The organism is Treponema sp. OMZ 803, from assembly GCF_024181165.1.
Lineage (GTDB): Bacteria > Spirochaetota > Spirochaetia > Treponematales > Treponemataceae > Treponema.
In genome coordinates, this window is the sequence record NZ_CP051195.1 from 1,943,119 (window position 1) to 1,967,004 (window position 23,886).

The 23,886-nt window shown below is 44.0% G+C and carries 18 protein-coding genes, 1 tRNA gene and 3 rRNA genes; 6 read left to right on the forward strand and 16 right to left on the reverse strand.

Features of this window, described 5'->3' with window-relative positions; genetic code table 11:
* Positions 1-29 precede the first annotated feature (29 nt).
* Genes ABH09_RS08840 through ABH09_RS08850 form a run of 3 tightly spaced genes read right to left on the reverse strand, consistent with a single transcriptional unit; the run spans position 30 to position 3,045 of the window.
* Entirely contained in the window at positions 30-2,057 is a 2,028-nt protein-coding gene (locus ABH09_RS08840) for a hypothetical protein (RefSeq protein WP_253714118.1), read from the reverse strand.
* Between the two features lie 24 nt (positions 2,058-2,081).
* Entirely contained in the window at positions 2,082-2,681 is a 600-nt protein-coding gene (locus ABH09_RS08845; protein ID WP_371922107.1) for a DJ-1/PfpI family protein, read from the reverse strand.
* Between the two features lie 7 nt (positions 2,682-2,688).
* Complete coding sequence (locus ABH09_RS08850) at positions 2,689-3,045, reverse strand: TraR/DksA family transcriptional regulator (RefSeq protein ID WP_162663973.1); 357 nt, start codon at positions 3,043-3,045, stop codon at positions 2,689-2,691.
* A gap of 195 nt (positions 3,046-3,240) precedes the next feature.
* Between ABH09_RS08850 and infA the strand changes: the two genes are divergently transcribed.
* The gene (gene infA, locus ABH09_RS08855) at positions 3,241-3,459 is read left to right on the forward strand and encodes a translation initiation factor IF-1 (RefSeq protein ID WP_016523428.1); all 219 of its coding nucleotides are present in this window, start codon (positions 3,241-3,243) and stop codon (positions 3,457-3,459) included.
* On the opposite strand, the gene ABH09_RS12905 is transcribed toward infA, so the two are convergent.
* From ABH09_RS12905 to ABH09_RS08885, 6 genes are all read right to left on the reverse strand, one after another.
* Complete coding sequence (locus ABH09_RS12905; RefSeq protein WP_162663975.1) at positions 3,456-3,995, reverse strand: DnaJ domain-containing protein; 540 nt, start codon at positions 3,993-3,995, stop codon at positions 3,456-3,458. The two genes, infA and ABH09_RS12905, sit on opposite strands and share 4 nt — an antisense overlap.
* A 4-nt stretch (positions 3,996-3,999) precedes the next feature.
* Positions 4,000-4,686 (reverse strand): UMP kinase, encoded by a 687-nt coding sequence (gene pyrH, locus ABH09_RS08865; protein WP_253714119.1) that lies wholly within the window; start codon positions 4,684-4,686, stop codon positions 4,000-4,002.
* A gap of 135 nt (positions 4,687-4,821) precedes the next feature.
* Positions 4,822-6,498 (reverse strand): transglutaminase domain-containing protein, encoded by a 1,677-nt coding sequence (locus ABH09_RS08870; protein WP_162663977.1) that lies wholly within the window; start codon positions 6,496-6,498, stop codon positions 4,822-4,824.
* Positions 6,495-7,208 (reverse strand): anti-sigma factor family protein, encoded by a 714-nt coding sequence (locus ABH09_RS08875; RefSeq protein WP_162663978.1) that lies wholly within the window; start codon positions 7,206-7,208, stop codon positions 6,495-6,497. The genes ABH09_RS08870 and ABH09_RS08875 overlap by 4 nt, the downstream gene beginning before the upstream one ends.
* On the reverse strand, positions 7,192-7,734 hold the full coding sequence (locus ABH09_RS08880; RefSeq protein WP_162663979.1) for an RNA polymerase sigma factor: 543 nt from the start codon (positions 7,732-7,734) through the stop codon (positions 7,192-7,194). Before ABH09_RS08880 ends, ABH09_RS08875 begins: the two co-directional genes overlap by 17 nt.
* A gap of 16 nt (positions 7,735-7,750) precedes the next feature.
* Positions 7,751-9,214 (reverse strand): cysteine--tRNA ligase, encoded by a 1,464-nt coding sequence (locus tag ABH09_RS08885; protein ID WP_253714120.1) that lies wholly within the window; start codon positions 9,212-9,214, stop codon positions 7,751-7,753.
* A 237-nt stretch (positions 9,215-9,451) separates the two neighbouring features.
* On the opposite strand from ABH09_RS08885, the gene murB reads away from it, so the two are divergent.
* The 4 genes from murB (at position 9,452) to ABH09_RS08905 (ending at position 13,027) form a co-directional block, all read left to right on the forward strand.
* Positions 9,452-10,420 carry a UDP-N-acetylmuramate dehydrogenase gene (gene murB / locus ABH09_RS08890; RefSeq protein ID WP_162663981.1) on the forward strand — a complete coding sequence of 323 codons (969 nt, stop codon included), beginning with the start codon at positions 9,452-9,454 and terminating at the stop codon, positions 10,418-10,420.
* 66 nt (positions 10,421-10,486) lie between these two features.
* Positions 10,487-11,749: a cyclic nucleotide-binding domain-containing protein gene (locus ABH09_RS08895; RefSeq protein ID WP_253714121.1), complete on the forward strand. Its 1,263-nt coding sequence runs from the start codon at positions 10,487-10,489 to the stop codon at positions 11,747-11,749.
* 63 nt (positions 11,750-11,812) lie between these two features.
* The gene (locus ABH09_RS08900; RefSeq protein ID WP_253714122.1) at positions 11,813-12,445 is read left to right on the forward strand and encodes a hypothetical protein; all 633 of its coding nucleotides are present in this window, start codon (positions 11,813-11,815) and stop codon (positions 12,443-12,445) included.
* Between the two features lie 72 nt (positions 12,446-12,517).
* A complete protein-coding gene (locus ABH09_RS08905) occupies positions 12,518-13,027 on the forward strand; it encodes a DUF192 domain-containing protein (protein ID WP_253714123.1) in 510 nt (169 codons plus the stop codon).
* Between the two features lie 86 nt (positions 13,028-13,113).
* Here ABH09_RS08905 and ABH09_RS08910 read toward each other — a convergent pair whose 3' ends face one another.
* The 7 genes from ABH09_RS08910 to ABH09_RS08940 all read right to left on the reverse strand — a co-directional run bounded on the left by ABH09_RS08910 (position 13,114) and on the right by ABH09_RS08940 (position 22,157).
* Positions 13,114-14,277, reverse strand: a complete 1,164-nt coding sequence (locus tag ABH09_RS08910) for a protein-glutamate methylesterase/protein-glutamine glutaminase (RefSeq protein WP_253714124.1) — start codon at positions 14,275-14,277, stop codon at positions 13,114-13,116.
* Between the two features lie 83 nt (positions 14,278-14,360).
* Complete coding sequence (locus ABH09_RS08915) at positions 14,361-15,179, reverse strand: CheR family methyltransferase (RefSeq protein ID WP_253714125.1); 819 nt, start codon at positions 15,177-15,179, stop codon at positions 14,361-14,363.
* A 68-nt stretch (positions 15,180-15,247) separates the two neighbouring features.
* On the reverse strand, positions 15,248-16,954 hold the full coding sequence (locus ABH09_RS08920; protein WP_253714126.1) for a DUF5312 domain-containing protein: 1,707 nt from the start codon (positions 16,952-16,954) through the stop codon (positions 15,248-15,250).
* A 75-nt stretch (positions 16,955-17,029) separates the two neighbouring features.
* Positions 17,030-17,144 (reverse strand): 5S ribosomal RNA (gene rrf / locus ABH09_RS08925).
* Between the two features lie 115 nt (positions 17,145-17,259).
* Positions 17,260-20,227: ribosomal RNA gene (locus tag ABH09_RS08930) — 23S ribosomal RNA — on the reverse strand.
* Positions 20,228-20,446: 219 nt separating this feature from the next.
* Positions 20,447-20,520: transfer RNA gene (locus ABH09_RS08935), tRNA-Ile, on the reverse strand.
* 86 nt (positions 20,521-20,606) lie between these two features.
* Positions 20,607-22,157, reverse strand: a 16S ribosomal RNA gene (locus ABH09_RS08940).
* The 16S, 23S and 5S rRNA genes sit together here with 1 tRNA gene alongside, the layout of an rRNA operon.
* A gap of 848 nt (positions 22,158-23,005) precedes the next feature.
* Here ABH09_RS08940 and ABH09_RS08945 point away from each other — a divergent pair.
* Positions 23,006-23,617, forward strand: coding sequence for an HAD family hydrolase (locus ABH09_RS08945; protein WP_253714127.1), 612 nt, complete (start codon positions 23,006-23,008; stop codon positions 23,615-23,617).
* The last annotated feature ends 269 nt before the right edge of the window (positions 23,618-23,886 follow it).

Here is a 23,886-nt window from a genome sequence, read left to right on the forward strand (position 1 = left end):
TTTTCAAAATTCTGAACCGGCCATCGATACTAAGAAAAAAATGAACTGCGAAATGACCTCATCTTTATGATACCGGCAATCGAAATTCTTTCTTTATATTGCGTGTCATCTTCCTGCATCACCAAGACCGCATCATGATCCGTTTTCTCAATTGCAATAGGGATACCCATAATTATCCGACGTCCGGAAACTCCATCGATCGACACCTCCAAACGACTGTTGTCGGCAATCGCAGTTTCTGCAAGATGGATTTTTCCTAAAAAATCAAGCCCCGAAATCTCTCGAACTTCGTTGTCTGCCACTGCTCCATACAGTTGTCCTTTGGTAATAATCAGTTTTTTTGCAATTTTTTCTTTCAAGCTTTGTTTATTATACTGATCGATTGGCATCGTATCTACAACAGCTTGCAGTTCCCGAATATATTCATAATAGTTCTTTTCCTGTTCACATTGAGCTGCATACCATTCCTCTGTTTTCTTATCGAATCCGCCAAGAGCGGGATGCCGGTGTTCAATAGAAGAAAATCCCACAGTAGTATACCGTCCCGTAGCACATGGGGTATAAAAAGTTACATCCAGACCGGCAGACTTAATCATCGTACGCACCGAATCCAAATCCATCTGTTTTATCAAATAAACACCGTCAGCTAATTCCTTATAGATAATATCCTGCAACCCTGCATTTTTCTTAAAAAGATTCCGTTTATCCTCTGCAACGGTTATCACAAATCCATAATACAAACCGACAGCGGTACACTGCAAATACCATTCGGAAATACTCACCTTTATATTTTGAGGAAGTTTCCCACCGGAGGCTTCATCAAGTAATGCGATCAGAACTTTATCGGTACTGCATCGCTCAAAACAGCGCAAACAAGCTGTCCGCGTGATAGTAAACCGACCGGTTGTCAAAATAGATATCGGTTCCATACAGCTCAGTACCGGAAATATACGCCAAAGAGCGGTAAAGGGCAACATAGTTATTTCGAATGAAGGAGCAGCAATCAATGGCTGCTCTACCGATTCTTGGTTAAAAGAAGCTGCATTCAGCTGCCAATATTCCCCGACCGGCAGCAGAAACTTAAGCATTTTGAGCGTATCGATCATACGCTGTTCATCCTCGATCATCATATCAGGAAAAACTGAGGCATCTCCGTTTGCTTCGACATGTAAACGCAAGAATAAAAAATCAAAAAAGCGCTTCAATGTGATATCATCATATACACCACAGGGATCGAGCGACGCTAAAAAATCCGAAAAAAATTGCGCCCGTTTTTGCATACTATCATGGCGTGCATGGCCATACACTGCGGCGATAATATACATCTTTCGATCAAAGGGTGTCCGTTTAAAAAACTCCTCCCATCGGCCTTGCTGCGGGATAAGGCTTGCCGACTCAGCTATTAGCAAACCAAGGTTTCGTAAGCCGATACAGAGCGTTTTAAAAGCACCTATATCTGTTACGGTATCCTGAAAAACCGCTTTAAGCTGCTTTTCGGCTCTTACTTTAAAAGCGCCATTCATTTTCAGCACATCGGTTTCTTTGAGGAAAAAGGTGTAGAGTCCCGCCAATACGATATCATCACAAAGTATAGCCTCACTCTGTGGTTCTTTTTTCTGCTGTGATAAAAAAAGTAAGCGCGAATCTAACAAAGGTTCGACGGACTTATACAAAAAAGGATTAATACTATAGTTGTTAATTACTCTGTCGTAATCGTCGGTATAACTGTTTCGATAGAGAATAAGCCGCTCTTCCAGATTAGCTAGCCGAGTCTGTAACATGGTTTCAGAAGATAAAAATATCAACAGAGCCCCGCGGTTAGGTAACGGTAGCGTATGAACGGCTGTTAAAATCAACAGATCGAGGCGGTCAAGACCTCCTATCATAGTTTGCTGTGTTTCTGCCTTCGACAAAAAACTACCAAGACTTTCTACGAGGCGTTGCTTATTAAAGGGCGTTTTAATTTCCCCAAGATACAGACGCATTAAGAGAAAAAATGTTCTTTCGGGAAGCTGCAACATCGCCTCTTGCCAATCTTGATAGCCGCTTATCTTCATTGTATTATCAATATATATACCGCACTATCGGGCGACGATTGAACTTTTCAGCTCAGCAAGTCTTTTTTCGCCATACAAGGCATCCACCAAGGTAAAAGCGAATTCTTCAGCAGCTCCGGCTCCACAGGCAGTAATAAATTGACCGTCACGAATGACACGCGCGCCCTTTACAGGCTGCGTCGGTAAATCTGCTCCCATACCCGGATAACAGGTAAAGCGTTTCCCCTCAAGCAAGCCCCATCCACCAAGTGCAAGTGCCGGAGCCGCACAAATCGCTGCGACTAATCCACCGTGCTTTACCGTCTCAGTTATAAAAGAGCGGAGCTCAGTATTTTCACTGAGCGTACGACTGTTTGGAAGTCCGCCAGGCAATATCGCCAGTGCAGTACTAGCTGCCAATCGCTCGGCATTTTCTTTCGCTTCGACGCCCCTTCCAATAAGTTCGGATAACGCAATGTCGCAGGTAACAGTCAATCCGCGCGACGAACGAATGACATCTGCATCAACTCCGACTAAGGTCAAGTCAGTTCCACAGCGACGCAAATAATCGAGCGGTGTAACTGCTTCAACTTCTTCAAATCCGTCCGCGATGAATAAAAAAACTCTTTGCATTGTATCTCCCATTGTCCGACTAGCGTTTTTTTCGTTCGATCGCTGATTGACATTCGATACACATCAATGCGTAAGGAATAGCCCGCAACCGGTCTTCCGGTATTTTTTTTGCACATTTGATGCACTTACCATACTTCCCTTGCTCGATACGGGCTAGAGCAGATTCAATTAACTGCATCCGTTTGGCGTCTTTTTCATTCATACTCTCCAGCATCTTCCGATCGGTATCTTCCGAAGCAATATCACCAAAATCTTTAGGATCTACCGATTCAATAATCTGTCTAAAACTTTCATGATTTGCCACAAACGTTTTGATAATTTCAGCACGGTGCTCATGCAGAGATTGCTTCATCTCTTGGTAAAACTCTTTTTCCATCTATTTTTGTAACTCCTCTCTTTTTATGCCTCTTTCCATTAGTTGACAAACTAATGAATAGACTCTACAATTATATGCGTTATTTCGGTAAAAAAGCAACTGGAAATTTCTAAAAAACTGGAGTTTTTAGGGGAGCTGCCCAAAAACCGAAGTTTTTAACAGTCTCGTTGTTTTTAGATGCTTTTCGGAGGAATTGTGGCTAAAGAAGAAGCAATTGAAGTTGAAGGAATAGTTAAAGAGTCCCTTCCCAACACGATGTTTCGTGTTGAATTAAAAAACGGTCATGTCATTTTGGCTCATTTATCGGGAAAAATGCGCAAACATTTTATCCGCATCGTCCCCGGCGACAGCGTAAAAGTTGCGCTCTCTCCTTACGATCTAAATAGAGGCAGGATTATTTTCCGCGAACGCTAACTGCTGCTTTTAAAAAACGACACGAATGCTATTTTCAGGTTTTTAACGCCTTTCACAAGCAGCGGCACACCGATAAAAAGACTTAAAAAACCAAAAGCATATATAACACGAAAACTGAGCAATCCAAGCCACAGATATAAGATACCGGCGAGTAAAGCTCCCAATCCTCTGCGATGTGAGACCGGCTCGTTTTCCTGTTCCGGCGAATGGTAGAACGTCCAGTGATACGAGTGGCCGAACATCGGATCATCATCGTCTTCTGCGAACGGGTTATAGGTAAAAGGATTCTGCCGTGCATACTGTTGTGTATAGGCTCCGTATTGCTGCGATGCGGTACCGCCGAGGTCATAATCGGCGCGTTTCTTGGAATCCGACAATACAGAATACGCTTCGTTTATCTTTTTGAACATTTCTTCAGCAGCTGCATTTCCCTGATTTTTATCGGGATGATATTGCAGCGCCTTTGCACGGTATGCTTTCTTTATTTCTTCATCGGAAGCAGTTTTAGAAACTCCCAGAACCTCATAATAATCCATACGTCTAGCCTATCGTCGTGCCTTTAAAGGGGCAGTCATTTAAGATGTTATCAAGATTATTCAAATCGGTACCGCCGGCGCAGATTACCTGTATTCCCGCTTTTTGAGCACGCAAACTTGCAACAGGATCAAAAGGCACATTTTTGCCGGGAACCCATTCCGTACCGACCAACCGAATAAATTGCTCCCACGAAATCGTATCAATCGGTTTTGCATCAGGATTTTTCTTAGGATCGTCAGTATACACTTTTTCGATATTTGAAAGGTTAATTACCTGCTTTGCAGAAAAGCGTTCAGCCAATAAAACTGCATCATTGTCGGTAGAAAAGCCCGGCTTCCAACCGGCGGCGATCAATATCTGTCCGGAAAAAAGCTCCACAGCCGTTGGGTCATAGACAACGGGATTTGGACAGATATCCAAGAAAATTGCCTTTAAAAGCTGAGCATTAAGCCGCGTCGCCATAATACCGATCCAATCGGCCTCATCATTTGAAGGGGTATTATCTATAATCTTCCTATATGCTTGTTGATAAATGCGAGCGGGACCGCCGCCGCCGACAACCAAAATCAGCTTTCTCTCTGCCGACACACTGAGCCATCTGCGTATATGGGCGGCAAAATCCCGTAAAAAGGCTTCATCAGGCTGTTGAGGCACCACAATTGATCCGCCTACCGATAAAACACGTACCATAAAGATTCTCCTCATTCGCATTGGAAGTTTACTTTAGATCATAAAACAAGTAAAAAACACTATCAGTTACCGCCCATTTACAGGCTGTTCTACACTTTACAATGTAATAATTAATTTAAAAAAATGCAATTCTTTTTAGTACACACCTGTTATCTTCGGGATTCGCCAGAGTACGCTGTAACCACTTATATTCGGCGTTGCTTCTTCCCAAATAGACCGAAAGGCATAACTTCGAATCTTTTCCGTCGTTTTACCGTTCGGTAACATTGGGGTCTGAGTCTGGTACCCGCGCGAAAATGCAATATGGTATGCATCCAAATTACCGAAATACCATCTTCCCTTATCAGCAACGCCGGTATCAAAAGGGACGCTGGAAGCAAGTGCAGGGTCAACAGGAATCCAGCCGAAACCGTTTATATAGAACTCCGCCCACCAATGTAACATCGCTTTCTGCTCCTGATCGACCAATAGCCCTGCAGCCGGAACAGCCGGTACGCCGGCCGCGCGGGCAAGCGTACAAAACAGTAGCGCAAGGTCATACGCACTACCGTTTTTCTCTTCTAAAGCAGTAAGAATAGACCTACCCGCATCTGCAACGCTGCTTTCCCGTGCTTTTATCTCGGAAGTTAAAAAAGTATAGATACGCCGCGCTTTCTGATATGGATTCGTTTCAGAGCCGATAATTTGTCGACATATCTTTTTAATTACTGTGTTATCGGCAGGGAGGAAATCATCGGATTCGGTATACGCTGCATATAAAAGCGGATTATTTTGTTCCGTTCTCTTGAGCGAAGCAATGTTAACATTCGTTTCTACTCTACTACGAGATACACTGTATTCTTGCCGGATCTGTATTTTATTGCCTGATTCAACATTATGAAAACGGAAAATACTCGCTCCCTGATATGATGATACAAACGGCTCCGGTTGAGTGGAACTAATGGTAACGGTACGCTGTGTCTCCGTTTTTTGCGGCAACGGTACCTGTAAAAAGAACGTATTAGGGGTCTCTGCCAGAAAATCGGAAATCTCCACTTCGGAAACAAGACGATATGTCCTCGCATCCGTATAAGTTTTAGTACCGTATTTGTTTTTTAATCGGAACGGCACAGGATTGCTTATTCCCGCTTCGGTAATAACCACAACATTTCCCGTATCTGCGGCATCGGGCACCCGTACCCGTAATTCACGATCACTCCAAAATTCGTAATCAAAGTCCGATTCGCTGCATTCGGCACCAATCAGCGCCGCTTCTTTTGCAGGATTTTGCGCATAAACGGTATTCTGTGTTCCGGTAAACAGTACAACCGAATCATTTCGCGCATGACCGAAATTTTTGCCGTGAATGGAAATCAGATCGCCTACATTGCCGGAATCGGCGTCCAAAGAGCCGATAAACGGAAGATTTTCATCTGCGGTGTGCTCTGAGTTGACCGGAAAAACCGTCTGATTCACCAGCATGACAGCATTTCCTTGCTTATTCTTAGCCACCACGTACAGTATGTCTTCATAGAGGGTATCAGGGGTTTCAAAAATAATCTTCGTATCCGTCCATTCAATACACCGATCGGATTTAATTTTGTTATTCCCGATCATCAGCCACGAATGGACTGAACGCTGTCCAAAGCCCTTACCTGTTATGGTAACTTGTTCACCCTGCACGGTAACTTGAGGAGACACGGCAATAATAATATTGGAACGAATGGTAGATCGAGAAAAAAAAATAATACCGGCCGCTATACCGCCGATAACAAATGAAAAAACAAGAAAGCGAAACCAGGAATACTTTCTTATGAGATAAAAAAGTTTCATCGATTGCTAATTCTTATATTGGGATCGGTAATAATGTAAAGCGATTGGTACTCCGATGACAGCGGAAATGATGAAGAAGAAATTTTAAGATCAACCGTGGACTCAACCGGCTGAAACAAACTTTCATCTTTTGAATATAAACGAGCAAATTCGCCGACCGTAAAGAACTTAGCATTTGTATTCACCGCTTTGGTCGATACGGTATAGCTCTGATCGCTATTCGCATGCGTGATACCGTAATCTATTTCGGAGATCGGTTTCTGCTTTTCAAGTGAAACGGGGATGATCGGTGTAAAGGAAGATTGTACCGCAGCAACCGAATTAACGGTATATTCTATTTTGAAGAACAATATAAGCGGTAATAAGACAAAAACCAAAACAGCAGCGGCTGCGGCAGGCACGGGAATACGAATGGAAGAAGAAAACCAGCGTTCACCTGAACTTACTCCCCATTGCCGCTTTTGGACTTTGGATTTATTCTGTAATATGGCATTCCGCTTTTCAATCAATTTAGCAAAAGAAGCGTCCGTATCAAGTTCCGCACCGGTAACAGATATTTGCATGTATCGGTGCACCGTCACATATTGGCCGTATATTTTTTTGCACGAAACGCATTGCTGTAAATGCTGTTCTATTGTTCCTCTCCAAGGAAGGGCAATTTCACCGTCGATATAAGCGGATAAAAGGTCTCTATTAGGGCATGTAGACATTATCTTCTCCTATAACTTTTGCCAAATACTCTCGCGCACGAAAAATACGAACTTTTACATTTCCTTCGCTAATGCCAAGGATACGTCCAATCTCCTTATAATTCAACTCGGTATATTCACGAAGTTGTAGTGCGATTCGCAGCTTCTCGGGTAATTGCTCCAGCGCATGGTGCACATCTTGAATTGTTTCATCTTTCAAGAGCGCAGTCTCACCGGAATCCATTTTGCGCTGGTCTTCTTTAAACGCACGCGTATATACTTTCCGTTCCAACACTCTCCGCTTTGCATAATTGAGTGCGGCATTTTTTACCACTCTAATAAGCCAATACTTTGCATCATTCAACGACGGAAACTTCATCTCTTTTTCCGTCATCTTAATCAACGCATCGTGACACAAGTCTTCGGCAGCATCCTCCTCCCGTACAACATTATAGGCAACCTTGTACAACGCAGGAACCGCCGCATCATAAATGGTTTTAAAATCTTTATCGGAGAGTGCATCTAACGGTACTAATTCATCAAACAACTTGGTCTCCCTAAGGTTACATTTTTCGCCACAGCGTTCCGTTTGCTGTATCTTCCAAAGCAATTCCGTAATCTTTTAGCAAGTTCCGGATTTCATCAGCTCGTTTAAAGTCCTTAGCTTTTTTTGCTTCCGTCCGTTCGGCAACCAAGCGTTCGATTTCTTCCGCATTATCGATCGATTCCGGCTCGGTATGAAGAGATTTCGCTTCTTCTATTAACTGCAATGCAAGCACGGTGTCAAAAATACGAATCAGCGTGATCACTTCGCCTACTTCAAGCTCCTTATCTTTAACCACCTGTTGCAACACGGAAAGGGCACGCGGCGTTGAAATATCTTCTTCAAGCGCATGCACAAAATCCGCCAAATAGCAGCGCGCTTTCTCGGTATGGAGCAACGAAACAGCCTGTTCTGCCGTTACACCGCTGGTAGGAAAATCGGGGAGTGTTTTTGCCTCAGTCAACAGATTGGCAATCCGTTGCTCAAGGTTTCTGCGCGCATTTTTCGCGGTATCCATCGCTTCCCACGAAAAGGTAAGCTGGCTGCGGTAATGCCCTCCTAACAACAGGAATCGATAATCGAGTGGCGCATAGCCTGCCTCGATCACCTTATCCAACGTGATAAAATCGCCGGTAGACTTAGACATCTTGCCTTTATTCATCACCAAAAATTCGTTATGGAGCCAATATTTTACCCATTTTTTACCGGTTGCCCCCTCCGACTGGGCTATCTCATTCGTATGGTGAATACGGATGTGGTCGATGCCGCCCGTATGGATATCAAACTGCTCGCCTAGATACTTCATACTCATTGCGGAACACTCGATATGCCAACCGGGGTATCCCCTGCCCCACGGAGAATCCCACACTAAGGCTTGATTCTCAAACTTACTCTTGGTGAACCAGAGCACAAAATCATGCGGATTACGCTTATTTTCATCTACTTCGATACGGGCACCGGCCTTAAGGTCTTCAAGTTTAATCGAGGCAAGCTCTCCGTATTTCGGAAAGGTCATAATATCATAGTAGAGGTTTCCGCCTGCCGAATACGTGTGTCCATTCGCTTCGATCCGTTTGATCAGTTCTATCATATCGGATACGTGATCGGTAGCCTTGCACACGACATCGGGACGCTGAATGTTAAGCCGTTCGGTATCCTTAAAGAACGCTTGAGTATAGAAATCGGCAATTTCCAACACGCTCTTTCCACGCTCCTTCGCTGTCTTTACCATCTTATCTTCACCGTCATCGGCATCGCCCGAAAGATGCCCTATATCGGTTATATTCATTACATGGGTTACCGGATATCCCAAAAAATGCAACAAACGCGACAACGTATCCTGAAATACATAGGCTCGTAAGTTACCGATGTGCGCATAATTATATACGGTTGGCCCGCAACCGTAAAAGCCTACTTTTTTCGGATCGATTGGCACAAACTCTTCCATTCTGTGCCCCAATGTGTTATATATGCGTAATCCCATAATAAATCTCCTCTATGATAACCAATTGGTATTTTTCTTGCCATTTCTGAAAATACATTTTCCGTAAGCCTTTTGAAAATAGACGGTGTAGATGCTAGGAGCCTAGCCGAAATAAAGCGGAGGCGTATCTATGATACGTTGAGCATTTATTTTGGCGTAGCGACAACGCAGATGCGCCGTATATTTTCAAAAGACAAGTCTTTTATAAATAGTGCCAATAGTATATAGTGTTTTAGTATGTTTAATCTAGGAGAAAAAGAGAAAAAAAACAGTTTTCCGGTCAAATTCCGTAAGATAATACAAGAAAACGTAAAATTAGGTTCATTTACGAGTTTCAAAATCGGCGGAAATGCCGATATATATATTACGCCTTCTTCGCCGGATGAATTGTCGGCAGCTCTGGCATTTATTCGAGAAGAACGTATACCGACAATACTACTGGGCGGGGGAACGAATCTGCTAATTCCTGATGAAGGGATACGGGGTGCCGTTATCCATACCGACCGCTTAAACAAGATCCGACTGCTGAACACTGGCAAAGAACCGCTCGTACAAGCGGAGGCAGGAACACTGATGAAGGATCTAACGGAATTCTGTGCAGAGTACGGCCTTGCCGGGTTGGAAGATTTCGCAGGACTTCCCGGAACCGTGGGCGGAGCGGTTTTTATGAATGCTCGCTGTTACGAAAAATCGATTTCCGATGTACTGATTTCCGTGTCAGCGTTGTATTTTTCTGGGAAAGAGTGCACACTACAGAAATATGACTGCAATAAAGGAGACTGGGGGTATAAACAATCGCCGTTCCAACCATCGGATAAACGATATGCAGTTATTAATGGTAACCGGCCGATAATTGTTTCCGCAACGTTTCGAGTTGAACAAGGGGATGCGATACTTATCCGTAAAATAATGGAGAACCGTATTGCGGATAGGACGGCAAAGGGGCATTTTAAACTCCCTTCGGCGGGCAGTGCCTTTAAAAATAATCACGCATTCGGAAAACCATCCGGTCAGCTGATAGACGAAGCGGGTTTACGCGGATTGCAGATAGGTGGCGCTCAGGTGGCACCGTGGCATGGAAATTTTATTGTGAATACCGGTTCTGCAACTGCGCAGGAGGTTGTAGAACTAATTGAGATTATTCGGAAACGAGTAAAAGATACAACAGGGTTTGAACTTGAACCGGAGATCATTTTTGCCGGATAGAGAGGTTATATACATTGCAGCAGGCTGGTATTATAATAAATATGCAGAAAATAAGAGGGTAATAAAGTGCTTCAACTATCTTTTGTAAATTTTAAACGTGGGTCTTATATCCTCATTGAGGGGAAATCCGATACCGACCGTTTTTATATTATTCAAAGCGGTCAAGTACAAATTGCAAAACAAAAAGAAGTTGTAGCGGAAGAAGAGGGGAATCTCCTCGGACCGGGCGACTTCTTAGGGGTTATTGCCTGTATGGCTCATCACAGTCAGATCGAAACAGCTGTCGCGGTTTCCGATGTCGTGCTTATTGCCGTACACTATGCGCAATTTCCCGAACTGATTGAAAAAAACACTCCCATTGCAATGAAGATTATCTATTCTTTCAGTAGGAAGATGCGTTATTTAGACGAAGCCCTGACCCGAATCACCCTGAAACGGAATATCGAAACCGATATTTCCCATCTTTTCACTATCGGCGAATATTACCTGCGTATGTCGAAGTTTGAACTGGCGCTGTATGCCTACTACCATTACCTGAAAGAAAAACCGAATGGGCAGTTTGCCGAAACGGCACGAAAACGTTTTATGGCGATAAAGTCTACCGGCGTAAAGGCGCCGATTGAGATGCTCGAACCGGACACCAAGCAGATGGTGCGCGTGTATCACGGTGAATCAATGATTTTCTGTGAATGCCAGTCGGGGACGGAATTGTATATCATCCAAAAAGGCCGTGTAAAAATCTCCAAGATTGTAGATAACAGCGAAGTATTGCTTGCCGTCCTCAGAGAAGGAGATATGTTCGGAGAGATGGCGCTGCTCGAAAACAAACCACGATCGGCAACTGCTATCACCGCTGCGGAAGAGTGTCAGCTTTTAGCGGTAAACCGGCAAAACTTTAACCAAATGGTCACAACGCAACCTCAGCTGATTGCTCGCCTGACCACTACCCTCGCCGACCGTATTTGGGCTATGTACAAGCAACTGGCAAATACGCTCATCCCCGTTCCGATTGAAAAGATGTACGATATGCTGAGCATTCAGCTTGAAAAAATGCGGATACAGCCCGGCGCAGGTAAGCAGCATACCTTCTTATTCGGCCCCGCAGAACTCGCAAAAATGTGCAGCATTCCCAAAGAACAGGTAGCACAAGCTATTGCAGAATTTTTAATGACACCGATTGTACGCAGTACCGATGATAGCATCATCATCACCGATACGCTTGAGTTATCAAAGCAAACCGCGTACTTTAAAAAAATGCAGGAAATTGAGCAAGCACGCAAGCAATCCCGTGCCAACGAACCGACCTATCGCGGGAAACCGGTCTGGTAATACGCCGGACATCTTCTAAAAACTGAGGCCTTTAGAGGTACCCCGGTAAAAGCGAGGATTAAAATGAAAGTTCTTCCGTATGCGGCTTTTCTGATTTTGACCGCTACACTGCCTTTAGCTGCAGCCGAGACTTTTACGTCGGCCGCAGAGCAATCCGGCAAAGCCGTTCAAACTTCCGCTGAAAATCCTGCAGTGACTCCTCCGGCCAAAACAAACGGACAGCAAGTCAAAGCCGCGTTACCGGCTGAATACCGCAGTATCCGGCTCGGAATGGGTATTGACGCGGTAAAAGAGGCGCTCAAACAGGATGCCGTTTTCGGATATCGCGGCGAACGCGATGTTTCGTTGCTTCCGACGGAAAACAGAAGCCTTATCGAATCGGCAGGCTCTTACTTTATCAGTAGGTCGTGGTTCCAGTTTTATAAGGATAATCTCTATACAATGATCTTTAAGCTGAATACCGATACGGTCGATTACTATTCAGTCTACTCCAAATTTTGCGAAAAATACGGCGAGCCTGCCTCTATCAACCCGCAGCGGGCTGTCTGGGAGGACGAACATACCAGGGTAGTTATCGAGCGACCACTCATTGTGAAATATATCGATTTAACGGTATTCAACGAATTGATTTCTCAAAGTACGACCGAGAAGGCTGCGTCTGAAACGAACCGCCAAAACTTTATCGACGGGTTTTAGACGCAAGATATGGGGATATCCTAAAAGTTAGCTATTTTCAGGCTACTCCCCGCTCTCATAGGGAAAATCACCATGTATTTTTATTCCATACAAAAACGCTTAAAACACACATCCGCCGTCTTATGCTTTCTTATTCTTGTAGCGGCAGCCGTATCTTGCACCAACGCGGAAAGACCGAAAAGAGAACCTATGACGATTCTCATCGAATCGAAAAGCACGAAAACGACGATTCCCATTGAAGTGGAACCCGCGGTAACCGCTCAAGAACAGGAACGCGGCTTTATGAACCGGAAGGAGATACCGGACGGTACCGGTATGATCTTTGTCTTTAAACGAGATCAAAAATTACGCTTTTGGATGAAAGACACTCCCCATCCGCTTTCCATTGCCTTTATCGATTCGACAGGCCGTATCCGAGAAATCTATGATATGCAGCCTTTCAGCTTGGACATTATCGCCAGCACCTATTCAGTGCGCTATGCCCTTGAAGTGGCGCAAGGGTATTTCGAGCGGGCAGGGATTAATGCCGGGGATAAGCTTAGTACGGAAAGCCTCGAACGCCTGAAAGCAGCGGCGGAGTAATGGCAGCTTGTCATCCAGACTGAAATACTCTTCAAATCGATACACAGCGCATATAATCCGCCAGAGTTTTTCATTTATATCATTGCTTAGGCAAACTCCCTCCCATAGCGATTTATAACGGATGCCATATTGCTTAAAGAAACTTGTTCCATTACTCCGCCCATTTCATAAGCAACGCGAGGCATACCATATACAATAGCAGACGCTTCATCTTGCCCGATAGTACGGGATCCTTCCTGATATAACCGCGTAAGGCTTGCAGCACCATCCTTGCCCATGCCCGTCATGATAATTCCAAGTGCGCGATTTTGGAACTGTTCTGCTACAGAAGCAAACAACACATCTGCACTCGGACGATGCCCGCTTTGAGGAGGGGCATCGGAAATATGAGCGATAACGCCAAGAGGTTTCTTTTCAACTAAAAGGTGTTTTCCCCCCTGTGCAATAAGAATGCGCCCCGGTTTTACAAGATCTCCTTCTTGTGCTTCTTTCACTTCCAATGGGCATATCTTATTTAGACTATTCGCAAATTCATAGGTAAATCCCGGAGGCATATGCTGTACGACAACAATCGGTTGTGGTAATTTCGGGTCTAATTCCGCAAATACTTCACGCAAGGCATTTGGTCCACCGGTAGAAATCCCAATTGCAATAATCTCAAGTTTCCCCGGCTGGCGAACTTGCATCGGTTTTTCAGCAGCTTGTGAAGGCGTCATAAATGCCGAACCGCTACTTACAACTGCATGCGTTTGAGGTGTTGTCTGTAAATGAGGCGTATGAATATAATGCTGGGCAGGAGCTGCCGAAACAGCCTTGATGCCGGCAGTAGCTTGCCTTTTCAATTGATATTGTCGACCATATGCCTGCAAAAATTCCACAAGCTGACTAGCGACCGTGGCCAAATTTGCCGATTCGGATCCGGAAGGCTTGGTAACAAAATCACTGGCACCGAGTTCCAAACAATCCATTGTGATACGGGCACCCTCTTTTGCAATACTGGAGAGGATAATTACCGGAATATCAATATTAAGCCTTTTTCGCTCGCGCAAAAATTCTATGCCGTTCATTTCCGGCATTTCGAGATCAAGCACAATAATATCGGGCTGAACGCGCTCTAACTTTTGTAATGCAAACCGCCCGTTCATCGCTTTATCAGCGACAGCCAGCCCGGGCGTCCCATCAATTATCTTTCCAATCAAACTCCGCATCAAGGTCGAATCATCTACTATTAAAACTTTTATATCTTCCATATTAAAACAACCTCCCGTATTTTCAGTAGATATGCTAAAATTTTATATATCCTTTTCGTATATAATTGCAACTATAAAGAACTTTACTTAACATTTTTTTGGTACAAACATGCCCATTTGGTTTTAAGAAACTCAAATTTTGTATCCATCCCGAATAAAGATTCTGAATGCCCGATAAAAAGAAATGAATGAGGCGCCATCGCATCCCAGAAACGATTAATAACAGCCTGTTGTGCGGGTTCATCAAAATAAATGATCACATTACGGCAAAAAAGAATATCGATGTTATTCCTATTGGCATCATGTTTTAAATTATGGTAATCAAACTTAACCATTTGCATAATCTCAGGATTCATCTGATAGCCATTTCCTTGTTTAGTTAAATACTGAGCCAAATAATCATCAGGAATTCCAACGACACGATTCTCCGGATAAAAGCCTTGCTTTCCGACAACCAGCGACTTAAAAGATAAATCGGAAGCGATAATATCAGCTGTGAACCCCGGTGGCAAATGCCGCTTCATAACCATAGCGATTGTATACGGTTCTTCGCCCGTGGAACACCCCGCACTCCAAATATGAATTTGCTTTTGCCCTGCGGCTTGTTTTATCTTGACAATCTCAGGAATAACATAATGAATTAAAGCATCGAAATGAGGTTGATTTCTGAAGAAACGAGTCAGATTAGTAGTAACCGAATCCAACATAATTTTCAGTTCTTCTTTATTGGAAGTCAGAATTTTATAATACGCATCAATATCATCCATTTTATTTTCGCGTAAACGATCTTTCAAACGACTTTCCAAAATAGATCGGTTTGTTACAGAAAAAGTGATACCGCTTTCATTGTATATTAAGTCTTTAAAGAGTTCAAAGTTACGGTCACTTAGAAATTCTGCCATATATTTTCCTCCTTATAGAGTATATGTTGCCCTATTTTTTTGTCAAGCAAACTGTTTTCTATTTGATACTACCAATCTGCTTCAATCTTATCTGCTTCCATTAGAATATTTGTTACCTCCTGCAATAATTTCTTTACACCTTCTACTCGTTTTCTAAAGTCTGCATTATCGTTTCCTTGGATATTCAACCAATTTAAAAGCGGGGCGTATACGCTATTTTTATTACCGTCAATAAAACCGTTGAGCAAAGCGCACAATATCTTAAGTGCATTTTGAGAAGAAGCAATAATTTGCTTAGCTTCGGTTTCAATACTTTTCATTAATGCTTCAAGGCTGCTTTTACTCTTTAAACTCGCTATCGTTTTTTCTCTTAATTGAAGAAATGCTGCCCCGATTTCACCCTCTGGGGATAAGCGTGATTCAAAAGTGTTGATACAACTCTGCTGTTTTTCCAATACGGTAAAAGCATTCGTATATTCCGCAAGATTCTCACGTCGATAAAAGTTCCCTTCCATCAACAACGTTTTTAACACCGGTTGCACAAAAGTTGGATATAATCTTGAAAAAAAAGACGCGAGAAAGCTAAATGAGAATTCACGCTTAAATTGAAGCACAAGCCAAGAATCTTCCCATGGGCGATAGGGCAAAGGCTCAAGTCGATCAGTTTTCAACAAATCGAGCATCTGGTGGCTCAATTGAGCACGCCTCTGCGCCGAAGCCCATAGTTGCCACCGTTCAGCAAATCGTTTTTTCCATGCTACCTTAAAGAGTTGAAACCAATCTTCCCCCCCCTCAAGGCATTGAGGCTCCCAGTGTATAGATTTTAATGTATATCGGGCTAGATCTAAAATTGGAATTCTCACAGAAAACTCCCTAATTGTTTCCAAAGCATGAGAAGCTTGTGAGATGAATTCAACCGATTCTTCATCCATATTAACAGCTTTATCATTCAACTTATCTTGTTTTGATAGCAAAAATAAAGCTTGAAGTACGACATCCGGAATTGGCTTTATTGTACTGAGAACCGATGCAAGCATATTAATCTCTACAGAGAGCAGGAAAATTGAACATGATGGTTCAACTGCCGGATTTACGGTAAAGCATAAAACAGCTTTATCAATCGGTAATTCACAGAAATGCCGCATCCATTCAATTGCATTAGCCGCTTGGTACATTCCGGCTTTATAATCTGTCGTCATCAAAGAAAATGTTTCATCAATTTTCTTCAAAAGCTCAGATCGGAGGTTTGAATTCGCCTGCGAACTTGGAACACAGCTAAAAGGATCAGTATTGTACATTAATTTTGCATACACATCCGGTGCAACAAAAGAGCTTACTAATAAGTAAAAATTTCCCTTATCAGCATCATAAGCGGACAAAAGAGAGGTAAAAAAAAGTTGTGTTTTTCGTAATTCGCGCAACAATTCATAGAAATCTTTTGTAAAAACATTCTCTTTTATATTGATATATTGCTTGTACTCATGTTGCAGCCCCTTCCCAATACGTCGAATCAATTCTTCTTCATATACTTTTTCAATAGGTAATGCCTTAAAAAAAGACTTGAGATGCAACCATAAACGAATAAAGAAAGGTTCGTCATTTATTTGAATACTTTTTTGTACCTGAGTATCGCTCAGCAACGGCTCATTTTTAGAATCCGTCTGTATATCTTCAGACATCTTCATATTCTCAGCAATATGAGTGAGCATTGCCTGTGCTTCTTCCGTCGAAAGAGAATCAACCAACTTATCAAATGTAGAAACTTGAGGATTCATAAAGGAAATTATATACAAAACAGATAAAAAAAACTATAGGTTAGTTCCAAAATTTTGAGAGTTAAGTAAAAAAAAGCCCGGCAGCTACCTACTTTCCCACTCTGGATGAGCAGTATCATCGGCGTAATGAGAGCTTGACTTCCGTGTTCGGGATGGGAACGGGTATGACCTCTCCACTATGGCAACCGGGCAATAAAAGACGAAACAAAAAAGAAACGAAATTTATTAAATAAAGGGAAGCGCTTTATTATTGATAAGCGACAGGAAAGAAAGTAAATAAAAGAGAATAAAGAAGAGAAGATAATATGGTCAAGCCTCACGACTTATTAGTATTGCTCGGCTAGAACACATTACTGTGCTTAGACCTGCAACCTATCAACCTTGTAGTGTGCAAGGAGTCTTTAGCGGGGTTAAACCCCGAGGGATATGTAATCTTGAGGTGGGCTTCCCGCTTAGATGCCTTCAGCGGTTATCCCTTCCGAACGATAGCTACCCAGCACTTACCCTTGGCAGGATAACTGGTACACCAGAGGTTCGTCCACTTCGGTCCTCTCGTACTAAAAGCAGCCCCTCTCACATATCCAACGCCCATAGCAGATAGGGACCGAACTGTCTCGCGACGTTCTGAACCCAGCTCACGTACCGCTTTAATTGGCGAACAGCCAAACCCTTGGGACCTACTTCAGCCCCAGGATGCGATGAGCCGACATCGAGGTGCCAAACTTTCCCGTCGATGTGAACTCTTGGGGAAAATCAGCCTGTTATCCCCGGAGTACCTTTTATCCGTTAAGTGACGGCGCTTCCACTCGCGACCGCCAGATCACTAAGACCTACTTTCGTATCTGCTTGAGCTGTCACTCTTGCAGTTAAGCCTCCTTGTGCCTTTACACTCACTGCGTCGATTTCCAACCGACGTGAGGAGACCTTCGCGCACCTCCGTTACATTTTAGGAGGCGACCGCCCCAGTCAAACCGCCTGCCTACCACTGTTCCCATTCCGGCTTCACGGAACGGGTTAGAAACCTAATTCATCAAGGGTGGTATTTCACTTGGCAACTCCACTCACCCTAACGAGCAAGTTTCACTGTTTCCCACCTATTCTACACATGATAAACCAAGTCCCAATAGTAAGTTACGGTGAAGGTTCACGGGGTCTTTCCGTCTAACTATGGGTAACCGGCTTCTTTACCGGTATATAAATTTCACCGAGCCTCGCGTTGAGACAGCGCCCAGATACGTTACACCATTCGTGCGGGTCGGAACTTACCCGACAAGGAATTTCGCTACCTTAGGACCGTTATAGTTACGGCCGCCGTTTACCGGGGCTTCAATTAACAGCTTCGCATTACTGCTCACCGCTCCTCTTAACCTTCCGGCACCGGGCAGGTGTCACCACCTATACGTCTCATTACTGATTCGCAGATGGCTGTGTTTTTGATAAACAGTCGCCTGGGCCTGCTTTATGCTACCTCCACTCATTACTAAACAGAGGCCACACTTTTCCCTAAGTTACGTGTGCATTTTGCCGAGTTCCTTAACGCGAGTTCTCTCGAGCGCCTTAGATTTCTCATCCTACCTACCTGTGTCGGTTTACGGTACGGTCTTTTATAACCTAGCCTTAGACAGTATTTCCCGGCACCATGACTTACCCCGCTTCGCTTCTCTCATCGATCCACTCGCTGTCGCCTCTCACCTTGGATAGCGGATTTACCTACTATCCTTTATAACGGCTTGAAAGCTTCGACCGGAACAACCGTTCTCCGGCCGGGGTTCGCCTCATGCGTCCTGCCATCGAAATTATAAAAGGTATCGGAATATGAACCGATTTCCCATCGACTACGGCTTTCGCCCTCGCCTTAGGGGCCGACTAACCCTGGGCAGATGACCTTTACCCAGGAAACCTGAGGTTTTCGGCGGAAAGGAATCTCACCTTTCTTTTCGTGTACTTATACCTGCATTCTCTCTTCCATCCCCTCCAGTGCCCCTGTCAGGTACACCTTCATCAGTCCATGGAATGCTCCCCTACCGCCTTATGCTTTTAATACATAAGACCCGTAGCTTCGGTATACTGCTTAGCCCCGTTACATTATCTGCGCATGTATACTCGACCAGTGAGCTATTACGCACTCTTTTAAGGAATGGCTGCTTCTAAGCCAACCTCCTGGCTGTCTAGGTATCCACACTTCATTTCACACTCAAGCAGTATTTCGGGACCTTAGCTGACGGTCTGGGCTGTTTCCCTTTTGACTACGAACCTTGTCGCACGCAGTCTCACTCCTATACGTTGATTACCGGCATTCAGAGTTTGATTGGGTTTGGTAGGCGGTGAAGCCCCCTAGTCCATCCAGTGCTTTACCTCCGGTAATTTTGTATAAGGCTGTCCCTAAAGGCATTTCGGGGAGAACCAGCTATTTCCAGGTTTGTTTAGCCTTTCACTCCTAGTCACAAGTCATCCAAACCTTTTTTAACAGATTGTAGTTCGGTCCTCCACAGCGTTTTACCGCTGCTTCAACCTGCTCATGACTAGATCACTCTGGCTTCGGGTCTACGACATGCAACTCTTACTTCGCCCTTTTCAGACTCGGTTTCCCTCCGGCTCCGGAACTTCTATTCCTTAACCTCGCTGCATACCGTAACTCGCAGGCTCATTCTACAAAAGGCACGCTACCACCCATAAAGGGCTGTAACATCTTGTTGGTTTATGGTTTCAGGTTCTATTTCACTCCCCTCACCGGGGTTCTTTTCATCTTTCCCTCACGGTACTTGTCCGCTATCGGTAGCCAACTCGTATTTAGCCTTGGATCGTGGTCGACCCGGATTCCGACAGGATTTCTCGTGTCCCGCCGTACTCAGGTACTGCACCGGCAAGGCGACTGTATTTCGCGTACGGGGATTTCACCCTCTCTGTCAGGCTTTCCCAAAACCTTTCCGCTATACATTCGCTTTATCACTTGCTGTACGTAAGCCCGTGCAGCCCTACAACCCCCCGTTTAACGGGTTTGGGCTCTTCCAATTTCGCTCGCCACTACTTTCGGAATCTCTTTTTGATGTCTTTTCCTTGAGTTACTTAGATGGTTCAGTTCACTCAGTATTGCTTTACCTCTCTATTTTATTCAAGAGTGTAATGATAGAATCACTCCTATCGGGTTACCCCATTCGGCTATCTCCGGATCACAGGATATGTGCTCCTCCCCGAAGCTTTTCGCAGCTTATCACGGCCTTCTTCGCCGGTTGGCTCCAAGACATCCACCATAAACCTATTCTTCGCTTGACCATATTATGTTCTCTTCTTAAAACGATCATCTATTCAATAACCGTCAAGAATTCTTCTTTTCACCTTATTTTTCACTCTCCAGTTCATCCCTTTACTTTAAATAAAGAAAATTCACCTTCAAGCATTCTTTCTTTCCCTTCCCTAGCTTTTCAAAGATCTCTTCGTAATATCATACTTTAACAATATTACCATCAGCCGGCTATTCACTCAGCTGTAAAATGGGCCTGATTAGAGTTGAACTAATGACCCCTTCCTTATCAGAGAAGTGCTCTAACCAACTGAGCTACAGGCCCGTATAAAAAAGGGAGAGAAAGAAGAGGAGATAAGCGGACGCTTTGTGTACAACCTACAAAGCATTTAGTATTTACCTTTCTCTAAGAAAGGAGGTGATCCAGCCGCACCTTCCGGTACGGCTACCTTGTTACGACTTCACCCTCCTTACCAAGCGTACCTTCGGCACCGTCCTCCTTTGCAGGTTAGACAAGCGACTTCGGGTACCCCCAACTCGGATGGTGTGACGGGCGGTGTGTACAAGGCCCGGGAACGTATTCACCGCGCCGTGCTGATGCGCGATTACTAGCGATTCCAACTTCATGAAGTCGAGTTTCAGACTTCAATCCGAACTACGATTGCTTTTTTGCGGTTTGCTCCACCTTACGGTCTCGCTTCGCTTTGTAGCAACCATTGTAGCACGTGTGTAGCCCTGGACATAAGGGCCATGATGACTTGACGTCATCCCCACCTTCCTCCGATTTGTCATCGGCAGTTCCGCCAGAGTCCTCAAGCTTTACCTGTTAGTAACTGGCAGTAGGGGTTGCGCTCGTTGCGGGACTTAACCCAACACCTCACGGCACGAGCTGACGACAGCCATGCAGCACCTGTCTAGCAGGGTATTGCTACCCGGCCTTATCTCTAAGACCTTCTACTAGATGTCAAACCCAGGTAAGGTTCCTCGCGTACCATCGAATTAAACCACATGCTCCACCGCTTGTGCGGGCCCCCGTCAATTCCTTTGAGTTTCACCCTTGCGGGCATACTCCCCAGGCGGTACACTTATCGCGTTTGCTTTGGCACTGAAGCTCTTGCCCCAACACCTAGTGTACATCGTTTACAGTGTGGACTACCAGGGTATCTAATCCTGTTCGATCCCCACACTTTCGCATCTCAGCGTCAATTATCGGCCAGAAACCCGCCTTCGCCACCGGTGTTCTTCCAAATATCTACAGATTCCACCCCTACACTTGGAATTCCAGTTTCCCTTCCGTAATTCAAGCTATACAGTACCCAATGCTATTCTAGGGTTAAGCCCCAGGATTTCACATCAGGCTTACATAGCCGCCTACATGCCCTTTACGCCCAATAATTCCGAACAACGCTCGCCCCTTACGTGTTACCGCGGCTGCTGGCACGTAATTAGCCGGGGCTTATTCGTCGATTACCGTCATCAGATGAGCATTCCCTCTCACCCTTATTCTTCATCAACAAAAGGATTTTACAACTTTTCAGCCTTCTTCATCCACGCGGCGTCGCTCCGTCAGACTTCCGTCCATTGCGGAATATTCTTAGCTGCTGCCTCCCGTAGGAGTTTGGGGCCGTATCTCAGTCCCAATGTGTCCGTTCACCCTCTCAGGCCGGATACCCATCGTCGCCTTGGTGGGCCTTTACCTCACCAACTAGCTAATGGGACGCAAGCTCATCCTCAAGCGAAGCCGTAGCTTCCTTTCCTCAACATCTCTTGTGATATGCCGAGTGTATTCGGTATTACCTGCTATTTCTAGCAGCTATCCCCATCTTAAGGGTAGATTACCCACGTGTTCCTCACCAGTCCGCCACTCTAGGAGAGAAGCAAGCTCCTCTCTTGCCGTTCGACTTGCATGCTTAAGACGCGCCGCCAGCGTTCGTTCTGAGCCAGGATCAAACTCTCCATTATTTTATTTCAAACACCCCGAAGGGCGTCTGATCTCAATAATTTTGAAAGCAAGTCCCGTTTCTTTTATTTTAGGAACGTTGACCTTTAAGAGAAAGAAAAATAACAATGCAAAGCAATTATTCATCACCCCGCACACTCTCTTTCTCTCTCAATTCTTTGTTCTACGCTTATTTCCTTACCAAAGATTTTTCACTCTTTGGCTTTTTCTTCTTTCCCTTCCCTTTAATTTCAAAGACCAGTTTGCTTAACTGCGCTTCGCCTTGGCATCGCAGCAAGCGAAAAAGAATATATCAAAAAACCATTCGTTTTGTCAAGCACCTTTTGTTCTTTTTTATTTTTATTTTTTTAAGTTTTTTTCATACATCAAAACCGGAAAAATAAAAAACATCAACAACGCTTACCGTCTTTATACCGAAACATCAAAAAGAATAATCAACTTTTGCTGTTTTAAATACTGTTCGGTATCATCAACACCTACCTATAACAAACAGGTCTATTAGGTTGATAATAGAAGGAATTGGTAAACCCAAAGGCTTTTCATTCTTGCTACACTGCTTAGCTGCCCGACAGTCATGAAGTGCAACGGAAGAGATAGTATCACATATTACCTCACACTGTCAACTATCTCATGCTACTTTTTTTGATAAAATCTACTTTCTTTCTCTTTGCATTCTATTTCTGCGATTCACTTCGCTTTTCCACCCTTTCATGGTTATTGAAATAGTGAACATCGCTCAAGGCAAATGTGTTTTGAGGAGGAACAATTACATCTGAAAGATTGCATCTTCTACTATTCACATCATCATATTTCAGTATATTGTTGTACTCAATATCGCAAGGAGTCTCTTATGATTAAAGCACTGATTTTAGATTACGGCAATGTGATTTCTTTAACCGACACGAAAGCTATCGATGAAGCAATGGCTGCTGAAACCGGTATTCCGGTGGAAGCATTTGGAAATCTTTACAGCACGCACCGCAGCGATTTTGATCGGGGAGTCATCAACGGTGAGGAAATGTACAGACGCTTGCTGCAAAATAACGGCTATGAAGAAGCCGCTAAAGATACCGGACTACTGAAGAAGATGGTAGATATTGATTTAGCCGGTTGGCGAACTTTAAATGATGCGGTATGTGATTGGGCTTTAAATATTCAAAAACAAGGTTTCAAACTGGGGATTCTTTCCAATATGCCGTATCAATTTTTAGATCGATATGAAAAAGAAATACCTCCCTTTGTGGCCGCCGATTACGCATGCTTTTCATGCCGATTGCATCTAATAAAACCCGAACCTGAAATTTACCTCAATTGTCTTGAAGGTTTAGGTATCAGTGCAGATGAAGCTGTTTTTTTCGATGACATGGAACGGAATATCGAGGCAGCTCAAAAACTTGGATTTCACGCTTTTGTATGGACGGGATTGGCGCAAGCGCAAAAAGATTGGCTTTCTTGTCTGTAAACGACGAAAGATAAAAAATTGAATGTCAAGGAGGACTATGCTGCCTACAAGAATAAAAGCAATGAAATTGTTGGAGGAAGGATATAGGCGAAATCCGGACACATTGAAAGATTATACTCTGTTGCATTTTTTTATACAATAGAGTATATTTTTATCGGATATAAAGCTAATAGAGGGCATGCGGCGTTTCGAAAGATACAAAACAAACCTGTTCGGAAACTTTCGTTTCTGAACAGGTTACCTTGAAATGCTTCGAGCGCAGCAGGAGT

What these genes read in the sequence shown, in the direction of transcription:
- ABH09_RS08920 (WP_253714126.1), bottom strand. Translation starts at nt 16,954, where the DNA reads ATGAATCCTCAAGTTTCTACATTTGATAAGTTGGTTGATTCTCTTTCG.
- ABH09_RS08905 (WP_253714123.1), top strand. Translation starts at nt 12,518, where the DNA reads ATGTATTTTTATTCCATACAAAAACGCTTAAAACACACATCCGCCGTC.
- ABH09_RS08870 (WP_162663977.1), bottom strand. Translation starts at nt 6,498, where the DNA reads ATGAAACTTTTTTATCTCATAAGAAAGTATTCCTGGTTTCGCTTTCTT.
- ABH09_RS08845 (WP_371922107.1), bottom strand. Translation starts at nt 2,681, where the DNA reads ATGGGAGATACAATGCAAAGAGTTTTTTTATTCATCGCGGACGGATTT.
- ABH09_RS08945 (WP_253714127.1), top strand. Translation starts at nt 23,006, where the DNA reads ATGATTAAAGCACTGATTTTAGATTACGGCAATGTGATTTCTTTAACC.
- ABH09_RS08875 (WP_162663978.1), bottom strand. Translation starts at nt 7,208, where the DNA reads ATGTCTACATGCCCTAATAGAGACCTTTTATCCGCTTATATCGACGGT.
- ABH09_RS08840 (WP_253714118.1), bottom strand. Translation starts at nt 2,057, where the DNA reads ATGAAGATAAGCGGCTATCAAGATTGGCAAGAGGCGATGTTGCAGCTT.
- ABH09_RS12905 (WP_162663975.1), bottom strand. Translation starts at nt 3,995, where the DNA reads ATGGATTATTATGAGGTTCTGGGAGTTTCTAAAACTGCTTCCGATGAA.
- murB (WP_162663981.1), top strand. Translation starts at nt 9,452, where the DNA reads ATGTTTAATCTAGGAGAAAAAGAGAAAAAAAACAGTTTTCCGGTCAAA.
- ABH09_RS08885 (WP_253714120.1), bottom strand. Translation starts at nt 9,214, where the DNA reads ATGGGATTACGCATATATAACACATTGGGGCACAGAATGGAAGAGTTT.
- pyrH (WP_253714119.1), bottom strand. Translation starts at nt 4,686, where the DNA reads ATGGTACGTGTTTTATCGGTAGGCGGATCAATTGTGGTGCCTCAACAG.
- ABH09_RS08915 (WP_253714125.1), bottom strand. Translation starts at nt 15,179, where the DNA reads ATGGCAGAATTTCTAAGTGACCGTAACTTTGAACTCTTTAAAGACTTA.
- ABH09_RS08900 (WP_253714122.1), top strand. Translation starts at nt 11,813, where the DNA reads ATGAAAGTTCTTCCGTATGCGGCTTTTCTGATTTTGACCGCTACACTG.
- ABH09_RS08850 (WP_162663973.1), bottom strand. Translation starts at nt 3,045, where the DNA reads ATGGAAAAAGAGTTTTACCAAGAGATGAAGCAATCTCTGCATGAGCAC.
- ABH09_RS08910 (WP_253714124.1), bottom strand. Translation starts at nt 14,277, where the DNA reads ATGGAAGATATAAAAGTTTTAATAGTAGATGATTCGACCTTGATGCGG.